22 protein-coding genes and 5 tRNA genes are annotated in these 23,209 nt (G+C 70.9%); 9 read left to right on the top strand and 18 right to left on the bottom strand.

All coding sequences use genetic code 11. From position 1 onward, the window contains the following. The first annotated feature begins 65 nt into the window (after positions 1–65). A complete protein-coding gene (locus WJM95_RS23705) occupies positions 66–992 on the top strand; it encodes a DMT family transporter (protein ID WP_339131815.1) in 927 nt (308 codons plus the stop codon). 18 nt (positions 993–1,010) lie between these two features. Here the strand turns inward: WJM95_RS23705 and WJM95_RS23700 are convergent, their stop codons facing one another. Next, positions 1,011–2,903 (bottom strand): DAK2 domain-containing protein, encoded by a 1,893-nt coding sequence (locus tag WJM95_RS23700; protein ID WP_339131814.1) that lies wholly within the window; start codon positions 2,901–2,903, stop codon positions 1,011–1,013. Between the two features lie 264 nt (positions 2,904–3,167). On the opposite strand from WJM95_RS23700, the gene rpmB reads away from it, so the two are divergent. Continuing rightward, positions 3,168–3,353 (top strand): 50S ribosomal protein L28, encoded by a 186-nt coding sequence (gene rpmB / locus WJM95_RS23695; protein WP_037625034.1) that lies wholly within the window; start codon positions 3,168–3,170, stop codon positions 3,351–3,353. Positions 3,354–3,512: 159 nt separating this feature from the next. Here rpmB and WJM95_RS23690 read toward each other — a convergent pair whose 3' ends face one another. Beyond that, positions 3,513–4,478, bottom strand: a complete 966-nt coding sequence (locus WJM95_RS23690; RefSeq protein WP_339131813.1) for a thiamine-phosphate kinase — start codon at positions 4,476–4,478, stop codon at positions 3,513–3,515. A 206-nt stretch (positions 4,479–4,684) separates the two neighbouring features. Here WJM95_RS23690 and WJM95_RS23685 point away from each other — a divergent pair, with 206 nt between their 5' ends. Further along, complete coding sequence (locus tag WJM95_RS23685) at positions 4,685–4,918, top strand: Lrp/AsnC ligand binding domain-containing protein (protein WP_037625030.1); 234 nt, start codon at positions 4,685–4,687, stop codon at positions 4,916–4,918. 20 nt (positions 4,919–4,938) lie between these two features. Next, positions 4,939–5,448, top strand: a complete 510-nt coding sequence (locus WJM95_RS23680) for a DUF3515 domain-containing protein (protein ID WP_339131812.1) — start codon at positions 4,939–4,941, stop codon at positions 5,446–5,448. A 20-nt stretch (positions 5,449–5,468) separates the two neighbouring features. Here WJM95_RS23680 and WJM95_RS23675 read toward each other — a convergent pair whose 3' ends face one another. From WJM95_RS23675 to WJM95_RS23665, 3 genes are all read right to left on the bottom strand, one after another. Next, positions 5,469–6,626 (bottom strand): D-alanine--D-alanine ligase family protein, encoded by a 1,158-nt coding sequence (locus WJM95_RS23675; RefSeq protein ID WP_339131811.1) that lies wholly within the window; start codon positions 6,624–6,626, stop codon positions 5,469–5,471. Between the two features lie 116 nt (positions 6,627–6,742). Further along, complete coding sequence (locus WJM95_RS23670) at positions 6,743–7,753, bottom strand: NAD(P)H-dependent glycerol-3-phosphate dehydrogenase (RefSeq protein ID WP_339131810.1); 1,011 nt, start codon at positions 7,751–7,753, stop codon at positions 6,743–6,745. Further along, positions 7,750–8,520: a lysophospholipid acyltransferase family protein gene (locus WJM95_RS23665; protein WP_339131809.1), complete on the bottom strand. Its 771-nt coding sequence runs from the start codon at positions 8,518–8,520 to the stop codon at positions 7,750–7,752. The genes WJM95_RS23670 and WJM95_RS23665 overlap by 4 nt, the downstream gene beginning before the upstream one ends. Before the next feature lie 144 nt (positions 8,521–8,664). Between WJM95_RS23665 and cofC the strand changes: the two genes are divergently transcribed. Both cofC and WJM95_RS23655 read left to right on the top strand, forming a co-directional pair. Next, complete coding sequence (gene cofC, locus WJM95_RS23660) at positions 8,665–9,303, top strand: 2-phospho-L-lactate guanylyltransferase (RefSeq protein WP_339131808.1); 639 nt, start codon at positions 8,665–8,667, stop codon at positions 9,301–9,303. Positions 9,304–9,374: 71 nt separating this feature from the next. Next, on the top strand, positions 9,375–9,578 hold the full coding sequence (locus WJM95_RS23655) for a hypothetical protein (protein WP_339131807.1): 204 nt from the start codon (positions 9,375–9,377) through the stop codon (positions 9,576–9,578). Positions 9,579–9,750: 172 nt separating this feature from the next. Here WJM95_RS23655 and WJM95_RS23650 read toward each other — a convergent pair whose 3' ends face one another. From WJM95_RS23650 to leuC, 4 genes are all read right to left on the bottom strand, one after another. Further along, positions 9,751–10,386 carry an HU family DNA-binding protein gene (locus WJM95_RS23650; protein ID WP_339131806.1) on the bottom strand — a complete coding sequence of 212 codons (636 nt, stop codon included), beginning with the start codon at positions 10,384–10,386 and terminating at the stop codon, positions 9,751–9,753. 138 nt (positions 10,387–10,524) lie between these two features. Continuing rightward, positions 10,525–10,755, bottom strand: coding sequence for a hypothetical protein (locus WJM95_RS23645; protein ID WP_339131805.1), 231 nt, complete (start codon positions 10,753–10,755; stop codon positions 10,525–10,527). 276 nt (positions 10,756–11,031) lie between these two features. After that, complete coding sequence (leuD, locus tag WJM95_RS23640) at positions 11,032–11,625, bottom strand: 3-isopropylmalate dehydratase small subunit (RefSeq protein WP_339131804.1); 594 nt, start codon at positions 11,623–11,625, stop codon at positions 11,032–11,034. A 5-nt stretch (positions 11,626–11,630) separates the two neighbouring features. Further along, positions 11,631–13,055 carry a 3-isopropylmalate dehydratase large subunit gene (gene leuC, locus WJM95_RS23635; RefSeq protein WP_339131803.1) on the bottom strand — a complete coding sequence of 475 codons (1,425 nt, stop codon included), beginning with the start codon at positions 13,053–13,055 and terminating at the stop codon, positions 11,631–11,633. A 190-nt stretch (positions 13,056–13,245) separates the two neighbouring features. On the opposite strand from leuC, the gene ndgR reads away from it, so the two are divergent. After that, the gene (gene ndgR / locus WJM95_RS23630; RefSeq protein ID WP_028806673.1) at positions 13,246–13,962 is read left to right on the top strand and encodes an IclR family transcriptional regulator NdgR; all 717 of its coding nucleotides are present in this window, start codon (positions 13,246–13,248) and stop codon (positions 13,960–13,962) included. 247 nt (positions 13,963–14,209) lie between these two features. On the opposite strand, the gene WJM95_RS23625 is transcribed toward ndgR, so the two are convergent. From WJM95_RS23625 to WJM95_RS23585, 9 genes are all read right to left on the bottom strand, one after another. Next, positions 14,210–14,282 (bottom strand) — tRNA-Glu (locus WJM95_RS23625). A 30-nt stretch (positions 14,283–14,312) separates the two neighbouring features. Beyond that, a tRNA-Gln gene (locus tag WJM95_RS23620) sits at positions 14,313–14,384 on the bottom strand. A gap of 25 nt (positions 14,385–14,409) precedes the next feature. Then, positions 14,410–14,482, bottom strand: a tRNA-Glu gene (locus WJM95_RS23615). Between the two features lie 62 nt (positions 14,483–14,544). Continuing rightward, positions 14,545–14,617, bottom strand: a tRNA-Glu gene (locus WJM95_RS23610). 42 nt (positions 14,618–14,659) lie between these two features. Further along, positions 14,660–14,731 (bottom strand) — tRNA-Gln (locus WJM95_RS23605). Positions 14,732–14,821: 90 nt separating this feature from the next. After that, positions 14,822–15,556, bottom strand: coding sequence for an HAD family hydrolase (locus WJM95_RS23600; RefSeq protein WP_339131802.1), 735 nt, complete (start codon positions 15,554–15,556; stop codon positions 14,822–14,824). A gap of 169 nt (positions 15,557–15,725) precedes the next feature. Next, complete coding sequence (gltX, locus tag WJM95_RS23595; protein ID WP_339131801.1) at positions 15,726–17,195, bottom strand: glutamate--tRNA ligase; 1,470 nt, start codon at positions 17,193–17,195, stop codon at positions 15,726–15,728. Next, positions 17,188–17,964, bottom strand: a complete 777-nt coding sequence (locus tag WJM95_RS23590; protein WP_339131800.1) for a fumarylacetoacetate hydrolase family protein — start codon at positions 17,962–17,964, stop codon at positions 17,188–17,190. The genes gltX and WJM95_RS23590 overlap by 8 nt, the downstream gene beginning before the upstream one ends. A 219-nt stretch (positions 17,965–18,183) precedes the next feature. Next, positions 18,184–18,372: a hypothetical protein gene (locus WJM95_RS23585; protein WP_339131799.1), complete on the bottom strand. Its 189-nt coding sequence runs from the start codon at positions 18,370–18,372 to the stop codon at positions 18,184–18,186. A gap of 600 nt (positions 18,373–18,972) precedes the next feature. On the opposite strand from WJM95_RS23585, the gene WJM95_RS23580 reads away from it, so the two are divergent. Both WJM95_RS23580 and WJM95_RS23575 read left to right on the top strand, forming a co-directional pair. Then, on the top strand, positions 18,973–22,689 hold the full coding sequence (locus WJM95_RS23580; protein WP_339131798.1) for a nitrate- and nitrite sensing domain-containing protein: 3,717 nt from the start codon (positions 18,973–18,975) through the stop codon (positions 22,687–22,689). Between the two features lie 9 nt (positions 22,690–22,698). Then, positions 22,699–23,112 (top strand): roadblock/LC7 domain-containing protein, encoded by a 414-nt coding sequence (locus tag WJM95_RS23575; RefSeq protein WP_037624995.1) that lies wholly within the window; start codon positions 22,699–22,701, stop codon positions 23,110–23,112. Positions 23,113–23,209: the final 97 nt, after the last annotated feature.

Here is a 23,209-nt window from a genome sequence, read left to right as displayed (position 1 = left end):
TGCTTAAGAGATGGTGAAGAACCTCGCTCTGGGCTTCAGGGTCGCGGTGAGGGAACGTGTGGGGCGTGTCCCGAGTCCGCAGCACCGACGCGGTGCTTCTCCTTGTCGCCGTCGTCTGGGGTTCCAGTTACCTGGCCGCCAAGTCCGCCACGTCGGCACTCCCCGTCCTGCTGGTCCTCTTCGCGCGGTACGGCATCTCGGCCGCGGCCTGTGCCGCGCTCCTCGGCGTCCGGCGCCGGGCGCGGCGCTGCACGCGCGACGAGCTGCGGGTCGGGGCGGTGCTGGGGGTCACCCAGGCGGCGGTCCTGGTCCTGGAGACGTACGGGGTCGCCCACACCAGTGCCGCCAACGCGGGCCTGCTGATCAGCCTCACCATCGTGCTCACCCCGCTGCTGGACCGTACGTCCTGCGCGGCCTGGCTGCCGCCCCGCTACTTCGCCGCGACCGGCCTGTGTCTGCTCGCCGTCGTCCTTCTGGTGTCCGGCAGCGGCTTCCACTCGCCCGGCGGCGGCGACCTGCTGATCCTCGCCGCCGCACTGGTCCGCGCGGCCCATGTGGCCCTGGTGGGACGGCTCACCGCCCGTCACCCGGTGCGCCCGCTGCACGTCACGGCCGTCCAGACGCTCGTCGGTGCCGTCCTGTTCGCGGTGCCCGTCGCGGGCAGCCTGACGACACTCGGCGGGGTCGACGCCGGCGGCTGGGCGCGGCTCTTCTATCTCGCCCTGTTCTGCGGCCTGTTCGCCTTCCTCGCCCAGACCTGGGCGGTGCAGCGCAGCTCCGCCAGCCGGGTCAGTCTGCTGCTGGGCACCGAGCCGGTCTGGGCCGTCGCGGTCGGCGTCGTCCTGGGCGGCGAGCATCTGACGGCTCTCACCGCACTCGGCGCCCTGCTCATGGTCGCCGGGACCTACTGGGGCCAGGCCGTCGAACGCGCCCACCGGACGGCCGGGGTCCCGGAGGTCCCCCGGCGGGCCGAGGTGCCCGCGAGCGCCTGACCGCCGGCACCGGGTCCGCTACTCGACCCCGATCAGCAGCAGCGCGCCCTGGCGGCCGCCTCGGTACACGACGGTGTCCACCGCGAGGTACGCCTCCCGCACCCGTGCCTCCAGGTGCGCGGTGATGCTCTCGGGGGCCTCGTCCCCGAGGACGAGCGTGACCATCTCGCCGCCGGCCGCGAGCATGCGGTCGAGGACCGCCTCCGCCGTGGCGGTCACGTCGGTGCCGATGACGGCGACGTCACCGTCGATGAGCCCGAGGACGTCCCCGGCCTGGCAGATGCCGGCCATGGTCCAGGACTGCCGCTCGGCGACGGCGACCTCGGCGTAGCGGGTCGCGCCCGCCGCCGAGGTCATGGCGACGACGTCCTCGTCGAAGCGGCGCCCCGGTTCGTGCACGGCCAGCGCGGCGATGCCCTGCACCGCGGACCGGGTCGGGATCAGCGCGACCCGGACGCCCTCGGCGCGTGCCTGTTCGGCGGCCGCCGCCGCGGTGTGCCGCAGGTCGGCGTCGTTCGGGAGCAGCACCACCTCGCGCGCGTGGGCCCGTCGTACGGCCTCCACGAGCTCCCCGCTGGCGGGCGGTTCGTCCGGCCGCGCGAGGACGGTGGTGGCCCCGGCCTCCGAGTAGAGGCCGGCCAGGCCCTCGCCCGGCACGACCGCCACGACGGCCCGCTGGGCCCGCTCGCGGGGCGGACGCCCCGCCCCGGACCCGGTGTGCGCGTCGCCGAGACCGAAGTGGGTGATCCGGATGCGGTACGGACGTCCCGCCTCGACGCCGGCCTCGACGGCCGCGCCCGCGTCGTCCACGTGCACATGGACGTTCCACAGTCCGTCTCCGCCGACCACGACGAGGGAGTCGCCGAGGGAGTCGAGCCGGTCGCGCAGCCGGTCCACCGCGGTGTCCTCCGCCTCCAGCAGGTAGATCACCTCGAAGGCGGGATGCCCGCTCTCCGCGGACCCGTCCCCGCAGGCGGTCCCGGCGTCGGCGCCGTGGCCGTGCGGCCCGTCCGGCCCCACCGGTCCGGCGGTCCGCTGTCCGTGTTCCGTCCCGGATCCCCGGGCCCCGGTGCCGCCCGCGCCCGGAGTGCTGTCCGAACCCGTCGCACCAGAGGCGGTGCCGGAATGCGTGGCGCCCGGGGCGCCGGACGCCCCGGGAGCGGTCTCCTCCCCCGGTCCGGGCGCCCTGGGCGCCTCCCCCGTGAAGGTCTCCGCCAGCGCCCCGAGCACCGCCAGCAGTCCCCGGCCGCCCGCGTCGACGACACCGGCCCGCTCCAGGACGTCGAGCTGTCCGGTGGTCGCGGTGAGCGCGGCGCCCGCGCCCGCGTAGGCGGCGAGCGCGACCGTGCCGCAGTCCCCCTCGACGCCCAGGGCCGCGTCGGCGGCGGCCGAGGCGACGGTGAGGACCGTGCCCTCGACGGGGTGCGCGACCGCCCCGCGGGCGGAGTCGGCGGCGTTGCGCAGGGCCAGGCACAGGCCCCGGCCGTCGGTGTGAGCCGTCTCACCTTCGGCCGCCAGCACCTGGGCCATGCCCCGCAGCAGCTGCGCGAGGATGGTCCCGGAGTTGCCCCGGGCCCCGATCAGGGCCCCGTGCGCCATCGCCCTGATGGCGTCGGCGAGCGGGACCCCGGCTCCCCCGGCCGTCGCGGGATCCCCGGCGGCCCCGGAGCCGTCGGCCCCCGCCGCCGCCGGCGCAGCGACGGCCACCGCCTCGTATCCGGCGAACAGCGCCTCGACGGCGGCGGCGGCGGATTCCACGGTCAGATACAGGTTCGTCCCGGTGTCCCCGTCGGCGACCGGGTAGACATTGATCGCGTCGATCTCCTCGCGCGCGCGGCCCAGGGCCCGGAGCGCGAGCCCGCACCAGGTGCGCACCGCGAGAGCATCGAATGTCTGCGGCACCTGCGGCACCTGCGCCTCCTTGAGCTGCTGGACGTGGGACGCAGCGTAGACCCAGAACCGGTTGCCGCCGGTGGAGGGCCCCCGGGGCCGGGGGAGGGCGATGGCGACCGGCAGATGATGGTAGTTTCGTTCTCCGGACGCAGTCGTTGTATGCTGCTCCAGTTGCCCGATCCGATCGGGCCATCCCCCTGGCAGCGCCCCTCAGATCCTAGATCTTGATCCTCGGCATGCCGGGATCAACCGTAAGTGCATCTGAAGTCTTTGGAGTGACCCGTGGCTGCCAACTGCGACGTCTGCGGCAAGGGGCCGGGCTTCGGCAACAACATCTCGCACTCGCACCGCCGTACACCGCGTCGCTGGAACCCCAACATCCAGCGCGTCCGTACCGTGGTGGGCGGGACGCCGAAGCGCGTGAACGCTTGCACCTCGTGCATCAAGGCCGGCAAGGTCACGCGCTGACAACCGCTAGCGCGCGGCCACTGCTGGTTCGCTTGCACTGAACCCGTCCACCTCACGGTGGGCGGGTTTTTTGCTGCCCCGGCACCGGCGGACCGCCCGGGCGCAGGTGCCACCGGACGGCCCCGGCGTCCGGGGTGTGCACCCCGGACGCCGGAAGCCTCAGGACTCGATGTCCCCGAAGTGGTCCCAGCCGCCCTTGCTCGTCCAGGGAGCGCCGTCCACGGTCACCCGGGGCAGGGCCGAGGGGTTGAGGACCTCGCCGATCACCTTCCAGCGCGCGGGCAGCTTCACGTCCGGCGGGAAGGTGGCGACGATCGCGTGATCCTCGCCACCGGTGAGCACCCACTGGATCGGGTCCACCCCGACGGCCTGGCCGATGTCGTTCATCTGCGAGGGGATGTCGATGTCCCCGGAGCGGATGTCGATGCGCACCTTGCTCGCCTCGGCGATGTGCCCGAGGTCCGCGATCAGACCGTCGCTGACGTCCGTCATCGAGGTCGCGCCGAGCCCGGCGGCCGCCGGACCCGCGTGGTACGGCGGCTCGGGCCTGCGGTGTGCCTCGACGAAGGCGCGCGGCGAGCGGAACCCCCGGGAGAGCACCGCGAACCCGGCCGCGGACCAGCCCAGCCAGCCCGTCACGGCCACGACGTCACCGGGCTGGGCCCCGCCCCGGGTGACCGGCTCGTGGTTGCGCAGATCGCCGAGCGCGGTGATCGCGACGGTGATGGTCTCGCCCCGTACGACGTCCCCGCCGACCACGGCCGCGCCCGCGACCTGGCACTCGTCGCGCAGCCCGTCCATCAGCTCGGAGGGCCAGGTGGCCGGGAGCTCGGCGGGCACGACCAGGCCGAGCAGCAGCGCGGTCGGTACCGCGCCCATCGCGGCGATGTCCGCGAGGTTCTGCGCGGCGGCCTTGCGGCCGACGTCGTACGCCGTGGACCAGTCGCGGCGGAAGTGACGTCCTTCCAGGAGGATGTCGGTGCTCGCCACGACCCTGCGGTCCGGCGCTGCCACCACCGCGGCGTCGTCGCCCGGTCCGACGCGGACCGCCGGGGTGGTGGTGAGGCGCGAGGTGAGCTCTCGGATGAGCCCGAACTCCCCCAGCTCGCCCACGGTGCCCTTCATGATCGTCGTGCTCCCTCTGTCGCCGCTCGTGCCCGGTCGCGAGCCGTCTGAGTACTCGGTACGGTCGAGTTGACCGTCAACTTGCGCAGTCCCTCCACCCCGGCGCGCGAGCCCCAGTCACCGCAGGTCTCCCCGCGGCGAGCGGCAACGCGATACCGTGGCGTTCCTTTTCCCCACATGATCCTCGTGGCCGCCCTGGAGGTTCCGTGGTACAGGCGTACATCCTGATCCAGACGGAGGTCGGCAAGGCGTCGACCGTCGCCGAGACGATCGGCAAGATCCCGGGGGTGATCCAGGCCGAGGACGTGACCGGACCGTACGACGTGATCGTGCGCGCCCAGGCCGACACCGTGGACGAACTCGGCCGCATGGTCGTGGCCAAGGTCCAGCAGGTGGACGGCATCACCCGCACCCTGACCTGTCCGGTCGTGCACCTGTAGCCCCCGTCTACCCTTGGCCGGTGAACTTCTTCCGTCACCGGCACACCGCCTCCCTCGGGCTGCCCTCCCTCGCGGCGCTGATCGCGATTGCGGGCTGCTCCTCAGCAGACGACAGCGCGTCCGTCGCGGTTCCGAACCCGGGTACGAAGGTCACCGAGCTGTGCCAGAACCTGGACAAGGTGCTGCCGCGGACCGTGGACGGCCGGCGCCGTGAGGACCCGGAGCCCCGGTCCGCGCTGACCGCGGGCTGGGGAAGCCCGGCGATCATACTGCGCTGCGGTGTCGAGCGGCCGCCGAAGATGATCGATCCGAGGGTGGCGACGGGCGACGACCCGAAGGCGGTGGCCGGCGGGGTGAACGGCGTCGACTGGCTGATGGAGAAGCAGGACGACGGGACGACCCGCCTCACCACCGCGTCGCGTCTGGCGTACGTCCAGGTCACCGTGCCCGCGGGCGCCGATGCCTCCGGCGTGCTCGTCGACCTGGCCGCCTCCGTCAAGAAGGCGATCCCGAAGGGGATCGCCGACTGACGTGCTGGTCCGGTGCGTGCTCAGCGCAGCCCGGTGGACCGGCGCAGCGCCGCCTGGATCAGACGGTCGACGAGCTCGGCGTAGCCGACGCCCGTCTCCCGCCACATCCGCGGGTACATGGAGATGGGCGTGAAGCCCGGCATCGTGTTGATCTCGTTGATCACGAACTCGCCGTCCTCGGTGAGGAAGAAGTCCGCGCGGACCAGGCCCTCGCAGGAGGCCGCGTCGAAGGCCTCGACGGCCAGGCGGCGGACCTCGGCGGTCTGCTCCTCGGTGAGCGGCGCCGGCACGATCCCGTCGGCCGCGTCGATGTACTTGGCCTCGAAGTCGTAGAACGCGTGCGACTGCACGGGCGGGATCTCCGCGGGAACCGACGCGCGCGGCCCGTCCTCGAACTCCAGGACACCGCACTCGATCTCGCGGCCGCGCAGCAGCGCCTCCACGATGATCTTCGGGTCGTGCCGCTGGGCCTCCTCGATCGCCTCGTCGAGGCCCGAGAGGTCGTCGACCTTCGTGATGCCGAACGACGAGCCCGCGCGCGCGGGCTTCACGAAGAGCGGCCAGCCGTGCTCACCGGCGAAGTCGACGATCCTCTTGCGGGCGGCGGACTGGTCCTGCTGCCACTCGCGCGGCCGGATCACCATGTACGGGCCCACCTTCAGGCCGAACGAGGTGAACACCCGCTTCATGTAGTCCTTGTCCTGGCCGACGGCCGAGGCGAGGACGCCCGAGCCGACATAGGGGACACCGGACAGCTCCAGGAGGCCCTGGAGGGTGCCGTCCTCGCCGTACGGGCCGTGCAGCATCGGGAAGACGACGTCGACCTCGCCGAGCGCCTTGGGGACCGACCCGGGCTCGGTGTAGACGACTTCACGGTTCGCGGGGTCGACGGGGAGCACCACGCCGCCCTCGGCGGACTCGGCGAGCTGCTCGACGCTGGGCTGCTTGCGGTCGACGATCGCCATGCGTTCCGGCTCGTCCGCGGTGAGCGCCCAACGGCCGTCCTGGGTGATGCCGATCGGCAGTACGTCGTATTTCGTACGGTCGATGGCGCTCAGGACGGCGCCGGCCGTGACCACGGAGATCCCGTGTTCGGAGCTGCGGCCGCCGAAGACGACGGCCACGCGCGGCTTGCGCGTCGGCCGCTCAGGGCTCTGGGGGAGGTTCTCGGTGCTCATATCGGGTTGAGAGTACCCGGTGGTACGCGGTGAGTCAGCGCCCCACGGCGGCCGTTGCTCAGCGTCGCTCCCGCCGTTGCGGAGCGTCGCCCACCTGGCGGTTCACCGGGGACGGTTCACCGGCGTTCGGACTTCGCGCTGCGCCCCATCAGCTCCTTGAGGGCGACCACCGGGGGCTTGCCCTCGTGGACGATGCTGACGACCGTCTCCGTGATCGGCATGTCGACGCCGTGCCTGCGGGCCAGATCGAGCACCGACTCACAGGACTTGACGCCCTCGGCGGTCTGCCGGGTGACCGCGATGGTCTCCTGGAGGGTCATGCCCCGGCCGAGGTTGATGCCGAAGGTGTGGTTGCGCGACAGCGGCGAGGAGCAGGTCGCGGCGAGGTCGCCGAGGCCCGCGAGGCCGGAGAACGTCATCGGGTCCGCGCCCATGACGAGTCCGAGCCGGGTGGTCTCGGCCAGGCCGCGGGTGATCAGCGAGCCCTTGGCGTTGTCGCCCAGGCCCATGCCGTCGGCGATGCCGACGGCGAGACCGATCACGTTCTTGACCGCGCCGCCGAGTTCGCAGCCCACCACGTCGGTGTTCGTGTACGGGCGGAAGTACGGCGTGTGGCAGGCGGTCTGGATGCGCCGGGCCACCTCCTCGTCGCGGCAGGCGACGACGCCGGCCGCGGGCATCCGCTGGGCGACCTCCTTGGCGAGGTTGGGTCCGGTGACCACGGCGACGCGGTCGGCGGAGACCTTGGCGACCTCCTCGATCACCTCGCTCATCCGCTTCACGGTGCCGAGTTCGACGCCCTTCATGAGCGAGACGAGCACGGTGTCGGGGGCGAGCAGCGGCACCCACTCCGCGAGGTTGGCGCGCAGGGTCTGGGACGGGACCGCGAGGACGGTGAAGTCGGCGTCGCGGGCGGCCTTCGCCGGGTCGGCGGTGGCCCGCAGGTTCTCCGGGAGTTCGATCCCGGGGAGGTAGTCCGGGTTCATCCGTGTGGAGTTGACCGCGTCGGCGAGTTCGGGGCGGCGCGCCCACAGGGTGACGTCGCATCCGGCGTCGGCGAGGACCATGCCGAAGGCCGTACCCCACGATCCGGTCCCGAAGACGGCGGCCCTGACCGGCTTGCTCACGTGCCCTGCCCCTCTTCCTGCTGTGCCTTCGACTTGGCCGCGGCCTTGCGGCGCTGCGCGATGCGCACCTCGCGCGGGTCGTACACGTTCTCGGGCGCCTTCTCGCCGCGGATCAGCTCCAGCTGCGCGGTGATGGCCGCCATGATGACCTCGGTGACCTCTTTCAGGAGGTCCGGGTTCATCTCCCGGTCGTAGTAGCGCGAGAGGTCCACCGGCGGGCCCGCGAGCACGTGGTGGGTCTTGCGCGGGAGGATCTCGGGCTTCTTGGCGTACGGGGGCAGGAGTTCGTTGGCGCCCCACTGGGCGACCGGGATCACCGGGCACCTGGTCTGGAGCGCGACCCGCGCCGCACCGGTCTTGCCGGTCATCGGCCAGCCGTCGGGGTCACGGGTGAGCGTGCCCTCGGGGTAGAACGCGACGCACTCGCCGCGTTCCACGGCGTCGATCGCGGCCCGGAAGGCGCTCAGGGCGTCGGTGCTCTCGCGATAGACGGGAATCTGTCCGGTGCCGCGCATCGCGGCGCCGACGAATCCCTTCTTGAAAAGGCCGGCCTTCGCCAGGAACCGCGGAACACGCCCGGTGTTGTACTGGTAGTGCGCGTACGCGAACGGGTCCACGTGGGAATTGTGGTTCACCGCGGTGATAAATCCGCCCTCGGCCGGAATGTTCTCCATCCCACGCCAGTCCCGCTTGATCAGAACCACGAGCGGCGGTTTGACGAGAACCGCTGCAAAGCGGTACCAGAAGCCGATTCTGCGGCGGGGCACGCGGACACCTTCCTCTAGAGCCTGGGGGGCCGCACAAGTGTCGCTCCAGGCCGCCTGTCTGTCGAGAACACCGTACGCCCCGACACCCGGACCGCCAGGGTGGCCAGGTCACAATAAGGCGTGACCGGAGAGGGTGGAGTGCTCGTGCGGTGGACCTTGGTCGTACCCCTCAAGGCGCTGGCGCGGGCCAAGAGCAGGCTGGCGGACACCGCCTCCGACGTGGTGCGGCCCGGTCTCGCCCTCGCGTTCGCGCAGGACACGGTGGCGGCGGCGCTGGCCTGCGCCGCCGTCCGGGATGTGGTGGTCGTCACGGGCGACGCCCTGGCCGGGCGGGAGCTGGCCGCGCTGGGCGCGCGCATCGTCGCGGACGAGCCGGGCGGGGGTCTCAACGCGGCGCTGGCGCACGGGGCGGGGACCGTACGGGCCCTCGATCCGGAAAGCGCCGTCGCGGCCCTGAACGCGGATCTGCCCGCTCTGCGGCCCTCGGAATTGGCCCGGGTTCTGGCCGCCGCGGGTGAATTCCCCCGCGCTTTTCTGGCCGATGCCGCCGGAATCGGGACCACTCTCCTGGCCGCCTCCACGGGCCGGGAATTGCTCCCCGCTTTCGGTGGTGATTCCCGGGCCCGCCATCGCGCCTCGGGGGCCGCGGAACTCCGGCTCGACGCGGTGGACTCCGTACGACGGGACGTGGACACCCGGGAGGATCTGCGGGCGGCGCTGACGCTCGGCGTGGGGCCGCGCACGGCGGCCGCCGCGGCGCGGCTGCTGATTCCCGGGCAGTGAACCGGACGCGGGAACGCGGGTGGCCGGTCCGTGCGCGGTGCCGTGTGCGGCGGGATCAGTAGGCTGCCCTCATGCAGGCGACCTCGTACACGTACGACCCCGAGACCCGCAGCGGACAGGTGCTGCTCGACGACGGCACCCCGGTGCCCTTCGACGGTCCGGCGTTCGACGCCGGCGGGCTGCGGCTGCTGCGGCCGGGCCAGCGCGTGCGGATCGAGACCGAGGGCGAGGGCGCGCGGCTGCGGATCACCCTGATCACGCTCCAGACGTTCTGATCGCGCTCCGGACGTCCTGGACTCGCTCCGGACGCTCCGAACTCGCTCCCGGCGTTCCGGACATGCCGCGGGCCGGGCTCCCGGTGGGAGCCCGGCCCGGCGCGTGAGGTGCCCCTGCGCCCGGTTTCCTGCGGGCGGCGGCCTTCTTGGGGGTGGCGTTCTTCGGGGTGGTCTAGCGGGCGGTGGCCTTCTTCGCGGTGGTCTTGCGGGCCGCCGACTTCTTGGCGGGGGCCTTCTTGGCCGTGGCCTTCTTCGCCGGGGCCTTCTTGGCGGCGGTCTTCTTGGCCGCGGTCGTCTTCGCCGTGGTCTTCTTGGCGGCGGCCGTCTTCGCCGTCGTCTTCTTCGCCGCGGTCTTCTTCACGGCGGCGGTGGTCTTCTTCGCGACGGTCTTCTTCGCCGCGGTCTTCCTGACCGCCGCCTTCTTGGCGGTGGTGGCCTTCTTGGCCGCGGCCTTCTTCACCGTCGCGGAAGCGCCGCCGGACAGGCTGCCCTTCGGGGCCTTCTTGACCGCGACGTCGTTCTTCGGGAGCTTCTTCGAGCCGCTCACGAGGTCCTTGAACCCCTGGCCGGCACGGAAGCGCGGCACGGAGGTCTTCTTGACCCGAACACGCTCACCCGTCTGAGGGTTGCGGGCGTAGCGGGCCGGGCGGTCGACCTTCTCGAAGGAACCGAAGCCGGTGACCGAGACCCGGTCTCCGCCGACAACCGCACGGACGATGGCGTCCAGTACCGCGTCGACCGCGTCGGCGGCCTGCTGACGCCCGCCGACCTTGTCGGCAATCGCTTCTACGAGCTGCGCCTTGTTCACGTCTTCCCCTTCGGAGACATTGCCCGAACGAATGCGTTCAAGCCTTTTCGCACGTTAGGCAGATATATACCGCAAATCAAACACGAAACGGGCTAATCACCCTTGTGCCGCAACGAACTCGGGCCGCGGCGCAGTTCGTCAGTGATCCCCTTCGAGGAATCGGCCCTCGTCGAGGTCGCTGGTGAACCGGTCCAGCCGCCTTGCCGCGTCGGCGAGATCGTGTTTGGCCGCGGCCGTAATGACCAGCAGCTTCCGGGTCAGCGCCATCCGTACGCCCTCCGGGACTTGCAGTGCGCGCACTGTTGTGTGCGCTTCCTTGAGTTGGGCCGCGACTGCCGTGTAGAGCTCGAGTTGGCCGTCACGTTCCATGCACAGATTGTGCCATCTGGGGCGAGTTGTCGCCTGCGCAGGGGGTAACTGCCGCCCCCCGGAGGCCTCCTGACCCCCTTGGCCGGAAGTCGCCCATGGGGTCGACTACCCAGGCAATCCCCTTTGTAACTACGGGAGTTGACCCCCCTTGTAGGGGTGTGCGGGAGTCGTTCGGAAGCGGAAACAGCTGTACCCCCAACCGTCCACGATTGGGGGTACAGAGGGGTGTTGCGTGGCTGAAATCAGTCGCGACCCGGCCGCCGTGCGGCCCCCGGGTCAGACCGGGAGCGTCCTCGGCTTGTGCGAGGGCCGCTTGGCCTCGTACGCCGCGATGTCGCCCTCGTTCTGGAGGGTGATGGAGATGTCGTCCAGCCCGTTCAGCAGCCGCCAGCGGGCGTTCTCGTCGAGCTCGAAGGCGGCGGTGACGCCCTCGGCCCGTACCTCACGCGTCTGGAGGTCGACCGTGATCTCGGCCTGCGGGTCCTTCTCCGACAGCTCCTGGAGCGCCTCCACGATCTTCTGGTCAAGAACCACCGTGAGCAGGCCGTTCTTGAGCGAGTTGCCGCGGAAGATGTCGGCGAACCGGGACGAGATCACGGTCTTGAAGCCGTAGTTCTGGAGCGCCCAGACGGCGTGCTCGCGGGAGGAGCCCGTACCGAAGTCGGGACCCGCGACCAGAACCGAGGCGCCCTCGCGCTCCGGCTGGTTGAGGACGAAGGAGGAGTCCTTGCGCCAGGCCTCGAAGAGACCGTCCTCGAAGCCGTCCCTGGTCACCTTCTTGAGCCAGTGGGCGGGGATGATCTGGTCGGTGTCGACGTTGCTGCGGCGCAGCGGGACGGCCCGGCCGGTGTGCGTGGTGAATGCTTCCATGACTCTCAGACTCCAGCGGGCACGGGGGCGTCGGACAGATCGGCCGGGGAGGCCAGGTGGCCGAGGACCGCCGAGGCGGCGGCGACCTGCGGCGAGACCAGGTGCGTACGGCCGCCCTTGCCCTGCCTGCCCTCGAAGTTGCGGTTGGAGGTGGACGCGGAGCGCTCACCGGGAGCCAGCTGGTCGGGGTTCATGCCCAGACACATCGAGCAGCCCGCGTGCCGCCATTCGGCGCCGGCCTCCTTGAAGACGACGTCCAGGCCCTCGGAGACGGCCTGGAGACCGACCCGCGCGGAGCCGGGGACGACCAGCATCCGTACGCCGTCGGCGACTTTGCGGCCCTCGACGATCGCGGCGGCAGCGCGCAGGTCCTCGATACGGCCGTTGGTGCACGAACCTACGAAGACGGTGTCGACCTTGATCTCGCGCAGCGGCTGTCCGGCGGTCAACCCCATGTATTCCAGGGCCTTTTCGGCTGCCAGTCGCTCCGAAGCGTCTTCGTACGAAGCCGGGTCGGGGACGTTCGCCGAAAGCGGCGCTCCCTGGCCGGGGTTGGTGCCCCAGGTGACGAACGGCGACAGGGAGGCGGCGTCGATGACGACCTCGGCGTCGAATTCGGCGTCGTCGTCGGACTTCAGCGTCTTCCAGTACGAGACGGCGGCGTCCCACTCCTCGCCCTCGGGGGCGTGGGCGCGGCCCTTGAGGTACGCGAAGGTGGTCTCGTCGGGGGCGATCATGCCCGCGCGGGCGCCGGCCTCGATCGACATGTTGCAGATCGTCATCCGGGCCTCCATCGAGAGCTTCTCGATGGCCGAGCCGCGGTATTCCAGGATGTAGCCCTGGCCGCCGCCCGTACCGATCTTGGCGATGATCGCCAGGATCAGGTCCTTGGCGCTGACCCCCTCGGGCAGCTCCCCGTCGATGGTGATGGCCATGGTCTTGGGACGGGCCAGCGGCAGCGTCTGGGTGGCCAGCACGTGCTCCACCTGCGAGGTGCCGATGCCGAACGCCAGGGCCCCGAAGGCGCCGTGCGTGGAGGTGTGCGAGTCACCGCAGACCACGGTGGTGCCGGGCTGGGTCAGACCCAGCTGCGGTCCCACCACGTGCACCACGCCCTGCTCGACGTCGCCCAGCGAGTGCAGCCGCACGCCGAACTCGGCGGCGTTCTTGCGCAGCGTCTCCAGCTGGACCCGGGAGACCGGGTCGGCGATGGGCTTGTCGATGTCGAGGGTCGGGGTGTTGTGATCCTCGGTGGCGATGGTGAGGTCGAGGCGGCGCACCTGGCGCCCGGCCTGACGCAGACCGTCGAAGGCCTGCGGGCTGGTCACCTCGTGCAGCAGGTGCAGATCGATGAAGAGGAGGTCGGGCTCGCCCTCGGCGCGCCGGACGACGTGGTCGTCCCAGACCTTCTCCGCGAGTGTCCTACCCATCGCTTTCCCTCCGGCCGGCTTGTGTGGCGCCGGCCCAACTAGAGATATCGGGGCGGTGGACGTCCGCACCCCTCGTGCCGGACGTCGTCCGCCGGACCCGTTGGTCCGCGGGCCGCTGTGTCTACAAGGGTGGCGCGTTCCACCGGAAATTGAACTTGCGTTTCACAGAGTGAGACGCGAGTATCGTTTCATGGACAACAGTAGCGGCGTCGGCGTTCTGGACAAGGCAGCCCTTGTCCTGAGCGCTCTGGAGTCCGGTCCGGCCACCCTCGCGGGCTTGGTCGCGGCGACCGGACTGGCACGACCCACGGCACATCGCCTCGCCGTGGCACTTGAACACCACCGCATGGTGGCGCGCGACATGCAGGGCCGCTTCATCCTCGGCCCCCGGCTCGCCGAGCTGGCCGCGGCCGCCGGCGAGGACCGCCTCCTCGCGACGGCGGGCCCGGTGCTCACGCACCTGCGGGACATCACGGGCGAGAGCGCGCAGCTCTACCGCCGCCAGGGCGACATGCGCATCTGCGTCGCCGCGGCCGAGCGGCTGTCCGGTCTGCGGGACACGGTCCCGGTGGGCTCCACCCTCACGATGAAGGCCGGTTCCTCCGCCCAGATCCTGATGGCCTGGGAGGAGCCGGAGCGGCTGCACCGCGGTCTCCAGGGCGCCCGTTTCACCGCCACCGCGCTGTCGGGTGTACGGCGCCGGGGCTGGGCCCAGTCGATCGGCGAGCGCGAGCCGGGCGTGGCGTCCGTCTCCGCGCCGGTCCGCGGGCCCTCGAACCGTGTCGTGGCCGCCGTCTCGGTCTCCGGGCCGATCGAGCGCCTGACCCGGCACCCGGGCCGTATGCACGCCCAGGCCGTCATCGACGCCGCCGGCCGGCTGTCCGAGGCCCTGCGCCGCACGGGCTGAACTCCGCACCGCTCCCGAGCGACGGGAGGGCCGGCCTCAACGCCGCGGCAGGCCCTTCCCGAAGCACCACGTCCCGTACGCGGGGTGCGCCGATTCCCGGTGCACCCCGCTCCCCGTTTCCGGGTGATCCAACTCACGGACCCGCTCGGCGAGTTGCTCCGGGTCCGGGACCCAGGGAACCGGAGACGCACGGAGATCCGGAACGCCGAAAGGGCCCCCACCGAAGTGGAGACCCTTGCGGACCGTGTACCCCCGACCGGATTCGAACCGGCGCTACTGCCGTGAGAGGGCAGCGTGCTAGGCCGCTACACAACGGGGGCCTGAATCCTGCGTTTCCGCAGAGTTCGGGGCTGGGCTACCAGGACTCGAACCTAGAATGACGGTACCAGAAACCGTAGTGTTGCCAATTACACCATAGCCCATGGTGGTTTAGACCAATGTGGTCAGTACCCCCGACCGGATTCGAACCGGCGCTACTGCCGTGAGAGGGCAGCGTGCTAGGCCGCTACACAACGGGGGCCCTAGCGATCCTGCATGGAGGGCAGCGGGTGCGACCCGGACTGCCTTCCTGAGAAGGATCTGTACCCCCGACCGGATTCGAACCGGCGCTACTGCCGTGAGAGGGCAGCGTGCTAGGCCGCTACACAACGGGGGCTTTGCGGATCTGGATCTCCGCGGTGCAGATGAGCTCTGCGAGCTGGCCTACCAGGACTCGAACCTAGAATGACGGTACCAGAAACCGTAGTGTTGCCAATTACACCATAGGCCACAGAAACGCAATCCCGTACGAAGATCTTGTTTCGGCTGACGTCTCCGGGCTCCGGCCTTTCGGCCCGCTCCCGGCGGCGCAGAAAGAACATTACCCGAAGGTGGACCCCGCTCCAAAACGGGTATCCGCGCCGACGATCGCGGGCAACTCGGCGAGTGATCCGATGCGATGCGGACCGGCCCGTCCTGGAGCGCCGGGGGCCCGGTCGCCGCCGCGGTCGATCCAGACCGAGAGCAGACCGGCGTCGGCGGCGCCCCGTCCGTCGATCTCCGGATGGTCCCCGACGTAGGCGACACGGTGCGGCGGCAGCCCGAGGGCCTCGCAGGCCGCGTGGAAGGCGGCCGCGGCGGGTTTGGAGACGCCCAGCTCGGCCGCGCACAGGATGGCCTCGAAGCGGTCGTGCACGCCGAGGGCGCGCAGCTTGCGGTCCTGCACGTGGATGCTGGAGTTGGAGAGCACCGCGTGCCGGTGGCTGGCGACGAGCGCGTCCAGGGCCGGCAGGACGTCCGGGAACAGGGTCCAGGCGCCCTCGTAGTGCGTGACGTACCGGCCGAACCACGCGTCGGCCTCGGCGTCGCTCAGCGGCTCCCCCAGGAACACCCTGACGCGGTCGCGCCGCTGGCCCTGCCAGTCGGTCTCACCGGCCGCGTAGCGGGCCCACTGGGCGTCGGTGACCTCCCGCCAGCGCGTGAGGGCCGACTCCACGGTCGTGCCGTCGTCGAGCAGGCCCTCGGCCGCGAGATGGCCCCGCATCCCGGCCCGGTCCGCGCTCGTGTAGTCGAAGAGCGTGTCGTCGATGTCCCACACCACGGCGTCGATGCCCATGCCCCGACGGTATCGCCGCACCCGGGCGGCTGTCCCTCGGGGGGCGCGACCGCCGTGCCGGGAAAAGGAGTTGACGGACGCGGCGGGCTCGCTCCCGCAGGCGGGCCCGGGTACGCGCCGGGGGCGGTGCCCGAACCGGACACCGCCCCCGCTCACGTACGTACGACGGCTACGCGGCGAGCCGCTCCAGCGCGGCGTCGACGCGGGCCAGCGTCCTCTCCTTGCCCAGGATCTCCAGGGACTCGAAGAGCGGCAGGCCGACCGTGCGGCCGGTGACGGCGACACGGACCGGGGCCTGGGCCTTGCCGAGCTTGAGGCCGTGCTCCTCGCCGGCGGCCAGGACGGCCTCCTTGAGGGACTCCGGAGAGGTCCAGTCGGCCGCCTCCAGCTTCGCGCGGGCCGTGCGGAGCAGGGCGTCGCTGCCCTCCTTCATGGCCTTCGCCCAGGACGCCTCGTCGACGGCCGGCTCCGGCAGGAACAGGAAGTCGACGTTGTCCGTGATCTCGGAGAGGACCTTCATCCGCGACTGGGCGTGCGGGGCGATCGCCTGCCACTTCGCCTCGTCGAAGTCCTCCGGCGCCCAGGGCGCGAAGGGGGCGCGCAGCCAGGGGGCGCAGCGCTCCGTGAAGTCCTTCACATCGAGCATGCGGATGTGGTCGGCGTTGATCGCCTCGCACTTCTTCAGGTCGAAGCGGGCCGGGTTCGGGTTCACATCCGTGACGTCGAACGCGGCGACCATCTCGTCGATCGAGAAGATGTCGCGGTCGGCGGCGAGGGACCAGCCGAGCAGGGAGAGGTAGTTCAGCAGGCCCTCGGGGAGGAAGCCGCGCTCGCGGTAGAGGTTGAGCGAGGACTCCGGGTCGCGCTTGGAGAGCTTCTTGTTGCCCTCGCCCATCACGTACGGGAGGTGGCCGAAGGCCGGGGTCTCCTTGGCGATGCCCAGCTCGGTCAGCGCCTTGTAGAGGGCGATCTGCCGGGGGGTGGAGGAGAGCAGGTCCTCGCCGCGCAGGACGTGGGTGATCTCCATCAGGGCGTCGTCGACGGGGTTGACGAGCGTGTACAGCGGCGCGCCGTTGGCGCGGACGATGCCGTAGTCCGGGACGTTCTCCGGGAGGTAGGTGATCTCGCCGCGGACCAGGTCGTCGAAGGTGATCGGCTCGTCGGGCATCCGGAAGCGGACGATGGGCTTGCGGCCCTCGGCCTCGTAGGCGGCCTTCTGCTCGGCACTCAGGTCGCGGCAGTGGCCGTCGTAGCCGGAGGGCTTGCCGGCGGCGCGGGCCGCGTCGCGGCGGGTGTCCAGCTCCTCGGTCGAGCAGTAGCAGGGGTACGCGTGGCCCGCGTCCAGGAGCTTGGCGGCCACGTCCGCGTACAGGTCCATGCGCTGCGACTGGCGGTACGGCGCGTGCGGGCCGCCGATCTCGGGGCCCTCGTCCCAGTCGAAGCCCAGCCAGCGCATCGAGTCGAGCAGCTGGTCGTACGACTCCTCGGAGTCGCGGGCCGCGTCGGTGTCCTCGATGCGGAAGACCAGGGTGCCTTCGTTGTGCCGGGCGAACGCCCAGTTGAACAGGGCGGTGCGGACCAGCCCGACATGGGGGTTGCCGGTCGGGGAGGGACAGAAACGTACACGGACGTTAGCCACGCTTGATCACCTTGTTGGTGAGAGTGCCGATGCCTTCGATGGTGACGGCGACCTCGTCGCCGACGTTCAGGGGGCCGACCCCGGCCGGGGTGCCGGTGAGGATCACATCGCCGGGGAGCAGTGTCATGGCCTCGGTGATGTTGACGATCAGGTCCTCGACGGAGTGGATCATCTCGCTGGTGCGGCCGAGCTGGCGCTGCTGCCCGTTGACCGTGCACTGGATGGTCAGGTCGGCGGGGTCGAGGTCGGTCTCGATCCAGGGGCCGAGCGGGCAGGAGCTGTCGAAGCCCTTGGCGCGGGCCCACTGCTTCTCGCGCCGCTGCACATCGCGGGCGGTGACGTCGTTGGCGCAGGTGTAGCCGAGGATGACGTCCTTCACGCGCTCGCGCGGGACCTCGCGGCACATACGGCCGATGACGACGGCGAGCTCCGCCTCGTGGTGGAGCTCGCTGGAGAAGGAGGGGTACTGGATCGGGTCGCCGGGCCCGGTCACCGAGGTCGAGGGCTTGAAGAAGGCGAACGGGGCCTCGGGCACCTCGTTGCCGAGCTCCTTGGCGTGCTCGGCGTAGTTGCGGCCGAAGGCCACGACCTTGTTCGGGAGCACCGGCGGCAGCAGCCGGACCTTGTTCAGCGGGACCTTCGTACCGGAGAGCTCGAAGTCCGCGAACGGAATGCCCTTGATGATGTCGAGGACGAGCTCGTCCGGCTTGTCGCCCTCGACCGCGCCGAAAGCGACGTTGCCGTCGATGGAGAATCTGGCGATGCGCACGGGATCCTTGCGCCCCTCACTGAGCTGGCTGGAGTCTGACGCTCCAGGCTAACGCGGCAAGGGCTGCGGGCTGCGCGAATATGAGCCGGTGCGGTGAGCGGCGGGGCGCTCGCCGCTGCGGTGGGCGGCGGGGCACGCCGGGCGACGGCGGGCCCGTACGCGGATGTCAGTGGCCGGCGGGGCCGCGCGCCCGGCGCGGCCCTCGGCCGGCCGCCGTGGTCACTCCGCGGCGGAGGCCGCGACCGGGGCGTCCATCAGGACGGTGCGGCGGGGGTTGGCCGTCTGGAGGGGAAGCTCGACCGAGTGCTCCGGCCGTTCCGTCGTGCGCAGGGCGTCGGCGTCCTCGAGGTGCGCCAGCGTCGTGCGCCGCGGGTTGGCAATGTTGCGGAACATCATCGTCGTCTTCACCGTTTTGCTCGACCTTGTCGTCCTGGGCGCCTGCGAGGGCAAAGAGCCCCACATAGGCGCGGGTTGTCGGATTCGCCATCCCTGTAAAGCGTCAGGCTAAACATTCAATTCCCTGGCGATGCCGTGAAGACGCCATGATCGCCGTGTGAGTTTGCTCACTCGCCAAGGGGCAAACCGGTCAATCGAGGCCCTCAACTCGGGCCGCCCAAACGGACATTACTCCACTGAACCAGTCATTCCGCTCCTGATCATCGCGACTGGGACAGGGTGGGGGCACCCCCGGCTCGTAGGCCTATGCCCGGTATGTACGAGAACCCCTTGCACACCTGGTGACAGGCCACTCACATGGTGTCACGGAGGTCACAGCCTGGTACACGGCCCTTGTTGGAGATCCTGCACTGTGCTGGAATTCCTCGGACCGCCGCGGATTCACGATCCGGCGCGCAGGGGCGCTACTGAGCGCCGAGTGGCGGCGGGAAGGGGGAACCTGCGCCGGTCACTCAGACCACATACACAGAGCGCATCTGCGCCTGTGTACAAACGCCGACACCGTCCCGCCGTTCCAGCGGAGGGGCGCCTGGTCCAGAGGTTGCGACGCTAGTGCAGGGACGTTTCAAGAGGGATGGCAGCGCTTCGGCGGAGCCGGAGCCGCGCGGCGGGACCGACCGCGGTTCCTCGCCCCAGCACGCCCAGAACCCGGGACCGGCAGAGGTCGGAGGCAGCGGTGAACACTCCGCTCGCGCCGGCGCGAAGCCCAAGGCTCCCGCCACCACGACCGACGCCACGCAGGCGAGCACCACACCGAGTTACGGCTCGCGTGTAGCCCTGCGCAACTGGCGCATCTCGACGCGACTCGTCTCGCTGCTCGCACTCCCCGTGGTCGCCGCGACCTCGCTGGGTGCGCTCCGCATCAACGACTCGATGGACAACATCCAGCAGCTCGACAACATGCGACTGCTGACCGAGATGACCAAGCAGGCCACCGAGCTCGCCGCCGCGCTCCAGAAGGAGCGCGACGAGTCGGCCGGTCCGCTGGCTCACGGGGCCCTCGCCACCGACTTCAAGGTCAAGGCGGTGCGTGACAACACCGACGTGGCCAAGAAGCACTTCCTCCAGGGCACGCAGCAGGTCGACGACGCCACGTCGAAGGGCCAGCTGTCCGGCGTCCACGACAGCCTCGTCGGTGTCGTCAGCGAGCTCTACAAGCTCAACCAGATCCGCAGCGACGCCTACAACGACCCGCAGAACGCGACCCAGACGGTGGACGCGTACCACCGACTGGTCACCGAGCTCCTCGCGCTCTCGCAGGACATGGCCGAGGCGACCAGCAACCCGGAGATGATCCAGCGCACCCGTGCGCTGGCGGCCTTCTCCTCCGCCAAGGAGTACGCCTCCGTCCAGCGGGCCATCATCGCCGCCGCGCTGCCCACGCGCCCGACGGTCTTCGGAACCCTCTCCAAGAACGACCAGCAGTACGCGCTGTCCGCGCAGGAGAGCCAGGACTCCGAGAACAGCAGCTTCAAGAACATCTACGGTGCCGGCAGCACGGAACTGCTCCTGCCCATCGAGGGTGACAACCCGACGATCAAGTCGGCCGACCAGTACGCCAAGCGCGTGCTGAGCAACCCCGAGGGTCTGAAGACGCAGAACAAGCGGTCGTACCTCGACTGGCTCGACGACGACTCGGCCAAGATCGACCAGATGTCGAAGATCGAGACCACGCTGCTCAGCGAGATGGAGCAGAAGGCCCGTGAGCTGCGCAACCAGTCCCAGAGTGAAGCGATCATCTCCGGTGTACTGATCCTGCTCGTCCTCGGTGTCTCGCTCGTCGGCGCCTTCGTCGTGGCCCGGTCCATGATCCGCTCGCTGCGCCGCCTCCAGGACACCGCCACCCGGGTCGCCACGGACCGTCTGCCCGAGCTCGTCAAGCAGCTCTCGGAGTCGGACCCGCAGGACGTCGACACCTCGGTGGAATCCGTCGGTGTGCACTCCCGGGACGAGATCGGCCAGGTGGCCGCGGCCTTCGACGACGTGCACCGCGAGGCCGTCCGCCTCGCCGCCGAGCAGGCCCTTCTGCGAGGCAACGTCAACGCGATGTTCACCAACCTCTCGCGCCGTTCGCAGGGTCTCATCCAGCGCCAGCTCTCGCTCATATCCGAGCTGGAGTCCCGCGAGGCCGACCCCGACCAGCTCTCCTCGCTGTTCAAGCTCGACCACCTCGCGACCCGCATGCGCCGTAACGGTGAAAACCTTCTCGTTCTCGCCGGTGAAGAGCCCGGTCGCCGCTGGACCCGTCCGGTCCCGCTGGTCGACGTCCTCCGCGCCGCCGCCTCCGAGGTGGAGCAGTACGAGCGCATCGAACTCGCCTCGGTGCCCGGCACCGAGGTCGCCGGCCGGGTCGTCAACGACCTCGTCCACCTGCTCGCAGAGCTGCTGGAGAACGCCACCTCGTTCTCCTCCCCGCAGACCAAGGTCAAGGTCACCGGTCACGCCCTGCCCGACGGCCGGGTGCTGATCGAGATCCACGACACCGGTATCGGTCTGTCCCCCGAGGACCTGGCCGCGATCAACGAGCGGCTCGCCGCTCCGCCCACGGTGGACGTCTCCGTCTCCCGACGCATGGGTCTGTTCGTGGTCGGTCGTCTGTCGCAGCGTCACGGCATCCGCATCCAGCTGCGTCCGTCCGACTCCGGTGGTACGACCGCGCTGGTCATGCTGCCCGTGGACGTCGCCCAGGGCGGCAAGAAGCCCATGCCGAACAAGCCCGGCCAGGGTGCCTCCGGCGGCGGCCCCGCCGCCGCGCAGGCCTCGGCCGGTGTGGCCGCGGCCCGTCGCTCGAGCGGCCCCTCGCTCGGCGCGGGATCCCCCTCCGCTCCCGGCGGTTCCCTCGGCGCCTCTCCGCAGCGCGGACAGGTCGGCGCGGGCCAGGGCCAGCGGGCGGCACTGCCCGGCAGCAACCAGGGCGCTCGCCCCGGTGCCTCCGGCGGTGGCCGCGGTCAGCAGGGCGGTCAGCGCGGCGGGCAGGCTCCCGCGGGCGCCAACGCCTTCGGACAGAGCCCGCAGCAGGGCTTCCCGGCCCAGAACGGCTCGCAGCCGGGCTTCGACGGCGGACAGGGTTCCCCGAACGCCTTCGGTGACACCTCCGGCGGCCGGAAGAACTCCTACGGCAACGGCTCGGGCCAGAACTCCTTCGGCGACAGCGGTGCGGCTCCGGCCGCCCCCGCTCCGACGCAGGCCCCGTCCGGCAAGAGCGGCCGTCGCCGGCCGCAGCTGCCCGGACGCGGCGGCTCCTCCGCCCGTGCCGAGCTGCCCGGCAGCAACGCCGGTTCGCGCACGCCGAGCTGGAGCGACGACAACGCGCAGCCGCCGGCTCCGCGCAACGCGCCCGACACCCCGCGCGGCCACGAGGACCCCGACTCCACCTCGCGCATGCCGCGCATCGACGACCGGCAGAACCCCGCGTCCACCTCGGAGTTCGCCCGTCCCGACTTCGACGCCCCGCGCCCCGGCGCGAGCGCGCCGCAGAACAACGGCCAGAACAACGGCCAGTACGGCTACGGCAACCAGTCCCCCGCGGGCCAGAACCCGGCCTCCACGGGACAGTTCGCCGCACAGGGCTACGGGGCCTCCCAGTCCCCGTCGTCCACCGGCCAGTTCGCCCAGCCGGGCTACGCGCCTTCCCAGGACCCCGCGTCCACCGGGCAGTTCGCGGCACCCGGCTACGGCAACGGGCAGGGCTCGTCCACCGGACAGTACGAACGGCCCGCCACCCCACAGGCGCCCGCTCGTCCGCAGACCCCCGAGGCGCTTCCGCCGGCCTCGAGCCCCGGTGACGGCCGTACCCCGCTGTACGACACGCTGGAGACCAACTGGTTCCACGGTCAGGCGAACGGCTCGGACGGTGCGCCCACCAACGGCACCGCCCAGAACAACGGTTCCCAGGGATACGCACAGGCCGCCCCCCAGCAGCCGCAGACTCCCCCGGTCCCGCAGCGGCCGGCCGCCGCACCGGCCGCCACCACCACGTGGCGCAGCTCTCCCAACGACGACCTCGTCAAGCAGGCAGAGCGTTCCCGCAAGCCGTCGGCAGGCGGGGTCACCACCTCAGGCCTGCCGCGCCGCGTCCCGCGAGCCAACCTCGTCGCGGGTACGGCACAGCAGCAACAGCACCAAAGCGGTCCGCAGGTCTCGCGTGCGCCCGATGACGTACGCGGCCGGCTGACCAATCTCCGTCGGGGCATTCAGCAAGGTCGACAGGCCGCTCCCAACGGCCAGACCGGCAGCTTCCCCAGCCCCACTCACCAGCAGGAGCGTTAGTTGAGCCCGATGAGCCAGGCGGCACAGAACCTCAACTGGTTGATCACCAACTTCGTGGACAACACCCCCGGGGTGTCCCACACCGTCGTCGTGTCCGCCGACGGACTCCTTCTGGCAATGTCCGAAGGCTTCCCCCGCGACCGCGCGGACCAACTGGCGGCCGTGGCCTCCGGACTCACTTCGCTGACCGCCGGGGCCTCCCGGATCTTCGAAGGCGGCTCGGTGGCCCAGACGGTCGTGGAGATGGAGCGCGGTTTCCTCTTCCTGATGTCGGTTTCGGACGGATCGTCCCTCGCGGTCCTCTCCCACCCGGAGTGCGACATCGGCCTTGTCGGCTACGAGATGGCACTGCTCGTCGACCGTGCGGGCGCCGTCCTCACGCCGGACCTGCGTGCCGAACTACAAGGCAGTCTGCTTCACTGACCGCCGCCGGATCCAGACACCGCACGAAATCACCGTCCGGCCGCCACAATCCCCCCACCGGCCTCAACAGACGGCACGACTGACCGACTTGCTGTCC

Source organism: Streptomyces sp. f51 (assembly GCF_037940415.1).
Taxonomy (GTDB): Bacteria; Actinomycetota; Actinomycetes; order Streptomycetales; family Streptomycetaceae; genus Streptomyces.
The sequence above is the reverse complement of the archived record's forward strand: the minus strand, read 5'-3'. Positions and strand labels throughout refer to the sequence as shown.

Bases quoted from the DNA above. Each gene is read 5' to 3' on its own strand.
- ndgR (WP_028806673.1), top strand. From the start codon at position 13,246: ATGGACAACAGTAGCGGCGTCGGCGTTCTGGACAAGGCAGCCCTTGTC.
- WJM95_RS23675 (WP_339131811.1), bottom strand. From the start codon at position 6,626: ATGAGCACCGAGAACCTCCCCCAGAGCCCTGAGCGGCCGACGCGCAAG.
- WJM95_RS23690 (WP_339131813.1), bottom strand. From the start codon at position 4,478: ATGAAGGGCACCGTGGGCGAGCTGGGGGAGTTCGGGCTCATCCGAGAG.
- WJM95_RS23600 (WP_339131802.1), bottom strand. From the start codon at position 15,556: ATGGGCATCGACGCCGTGGTGTGGGACATCGACGACACGCTCTTCGAC.
- WJM95_RS23655 (WP_339131807.1), top strand. From the start codon at position 9,375: ATGCAGGCGACCTCGTACACGTACGACCCCGAGACCCGCAGCGGACAG.
- WJM95_RS23645 (WP_339131805.1), bottom strand. From the start codon at position 10,755: ATGGAACGTGACGGCCAACTCGAGCTCTACACGGCAGTCGCGGCCCAA.
- WJM95_RS23575 (WP_037624995.1), top strand. From the start codon at position 22,699: ATGAGCCAGGCGGCACAGAACCTCAACTGGTTGATCACCAACTTCGTG.
- leuC (WP_339131803.1), bottom strand. From the start codon at position 13,055: ATGGGTAGGACACTCGCGGAGAAGGTCTGGGACGACCACGTCGTCCGG.
- leuD (WP_339131804.1), bottom strand. From the start codon at position 11,625: ATGGAAGCATTCACCACGCACACCGGCCGGGCCGTCCCGCTGCGCCGC.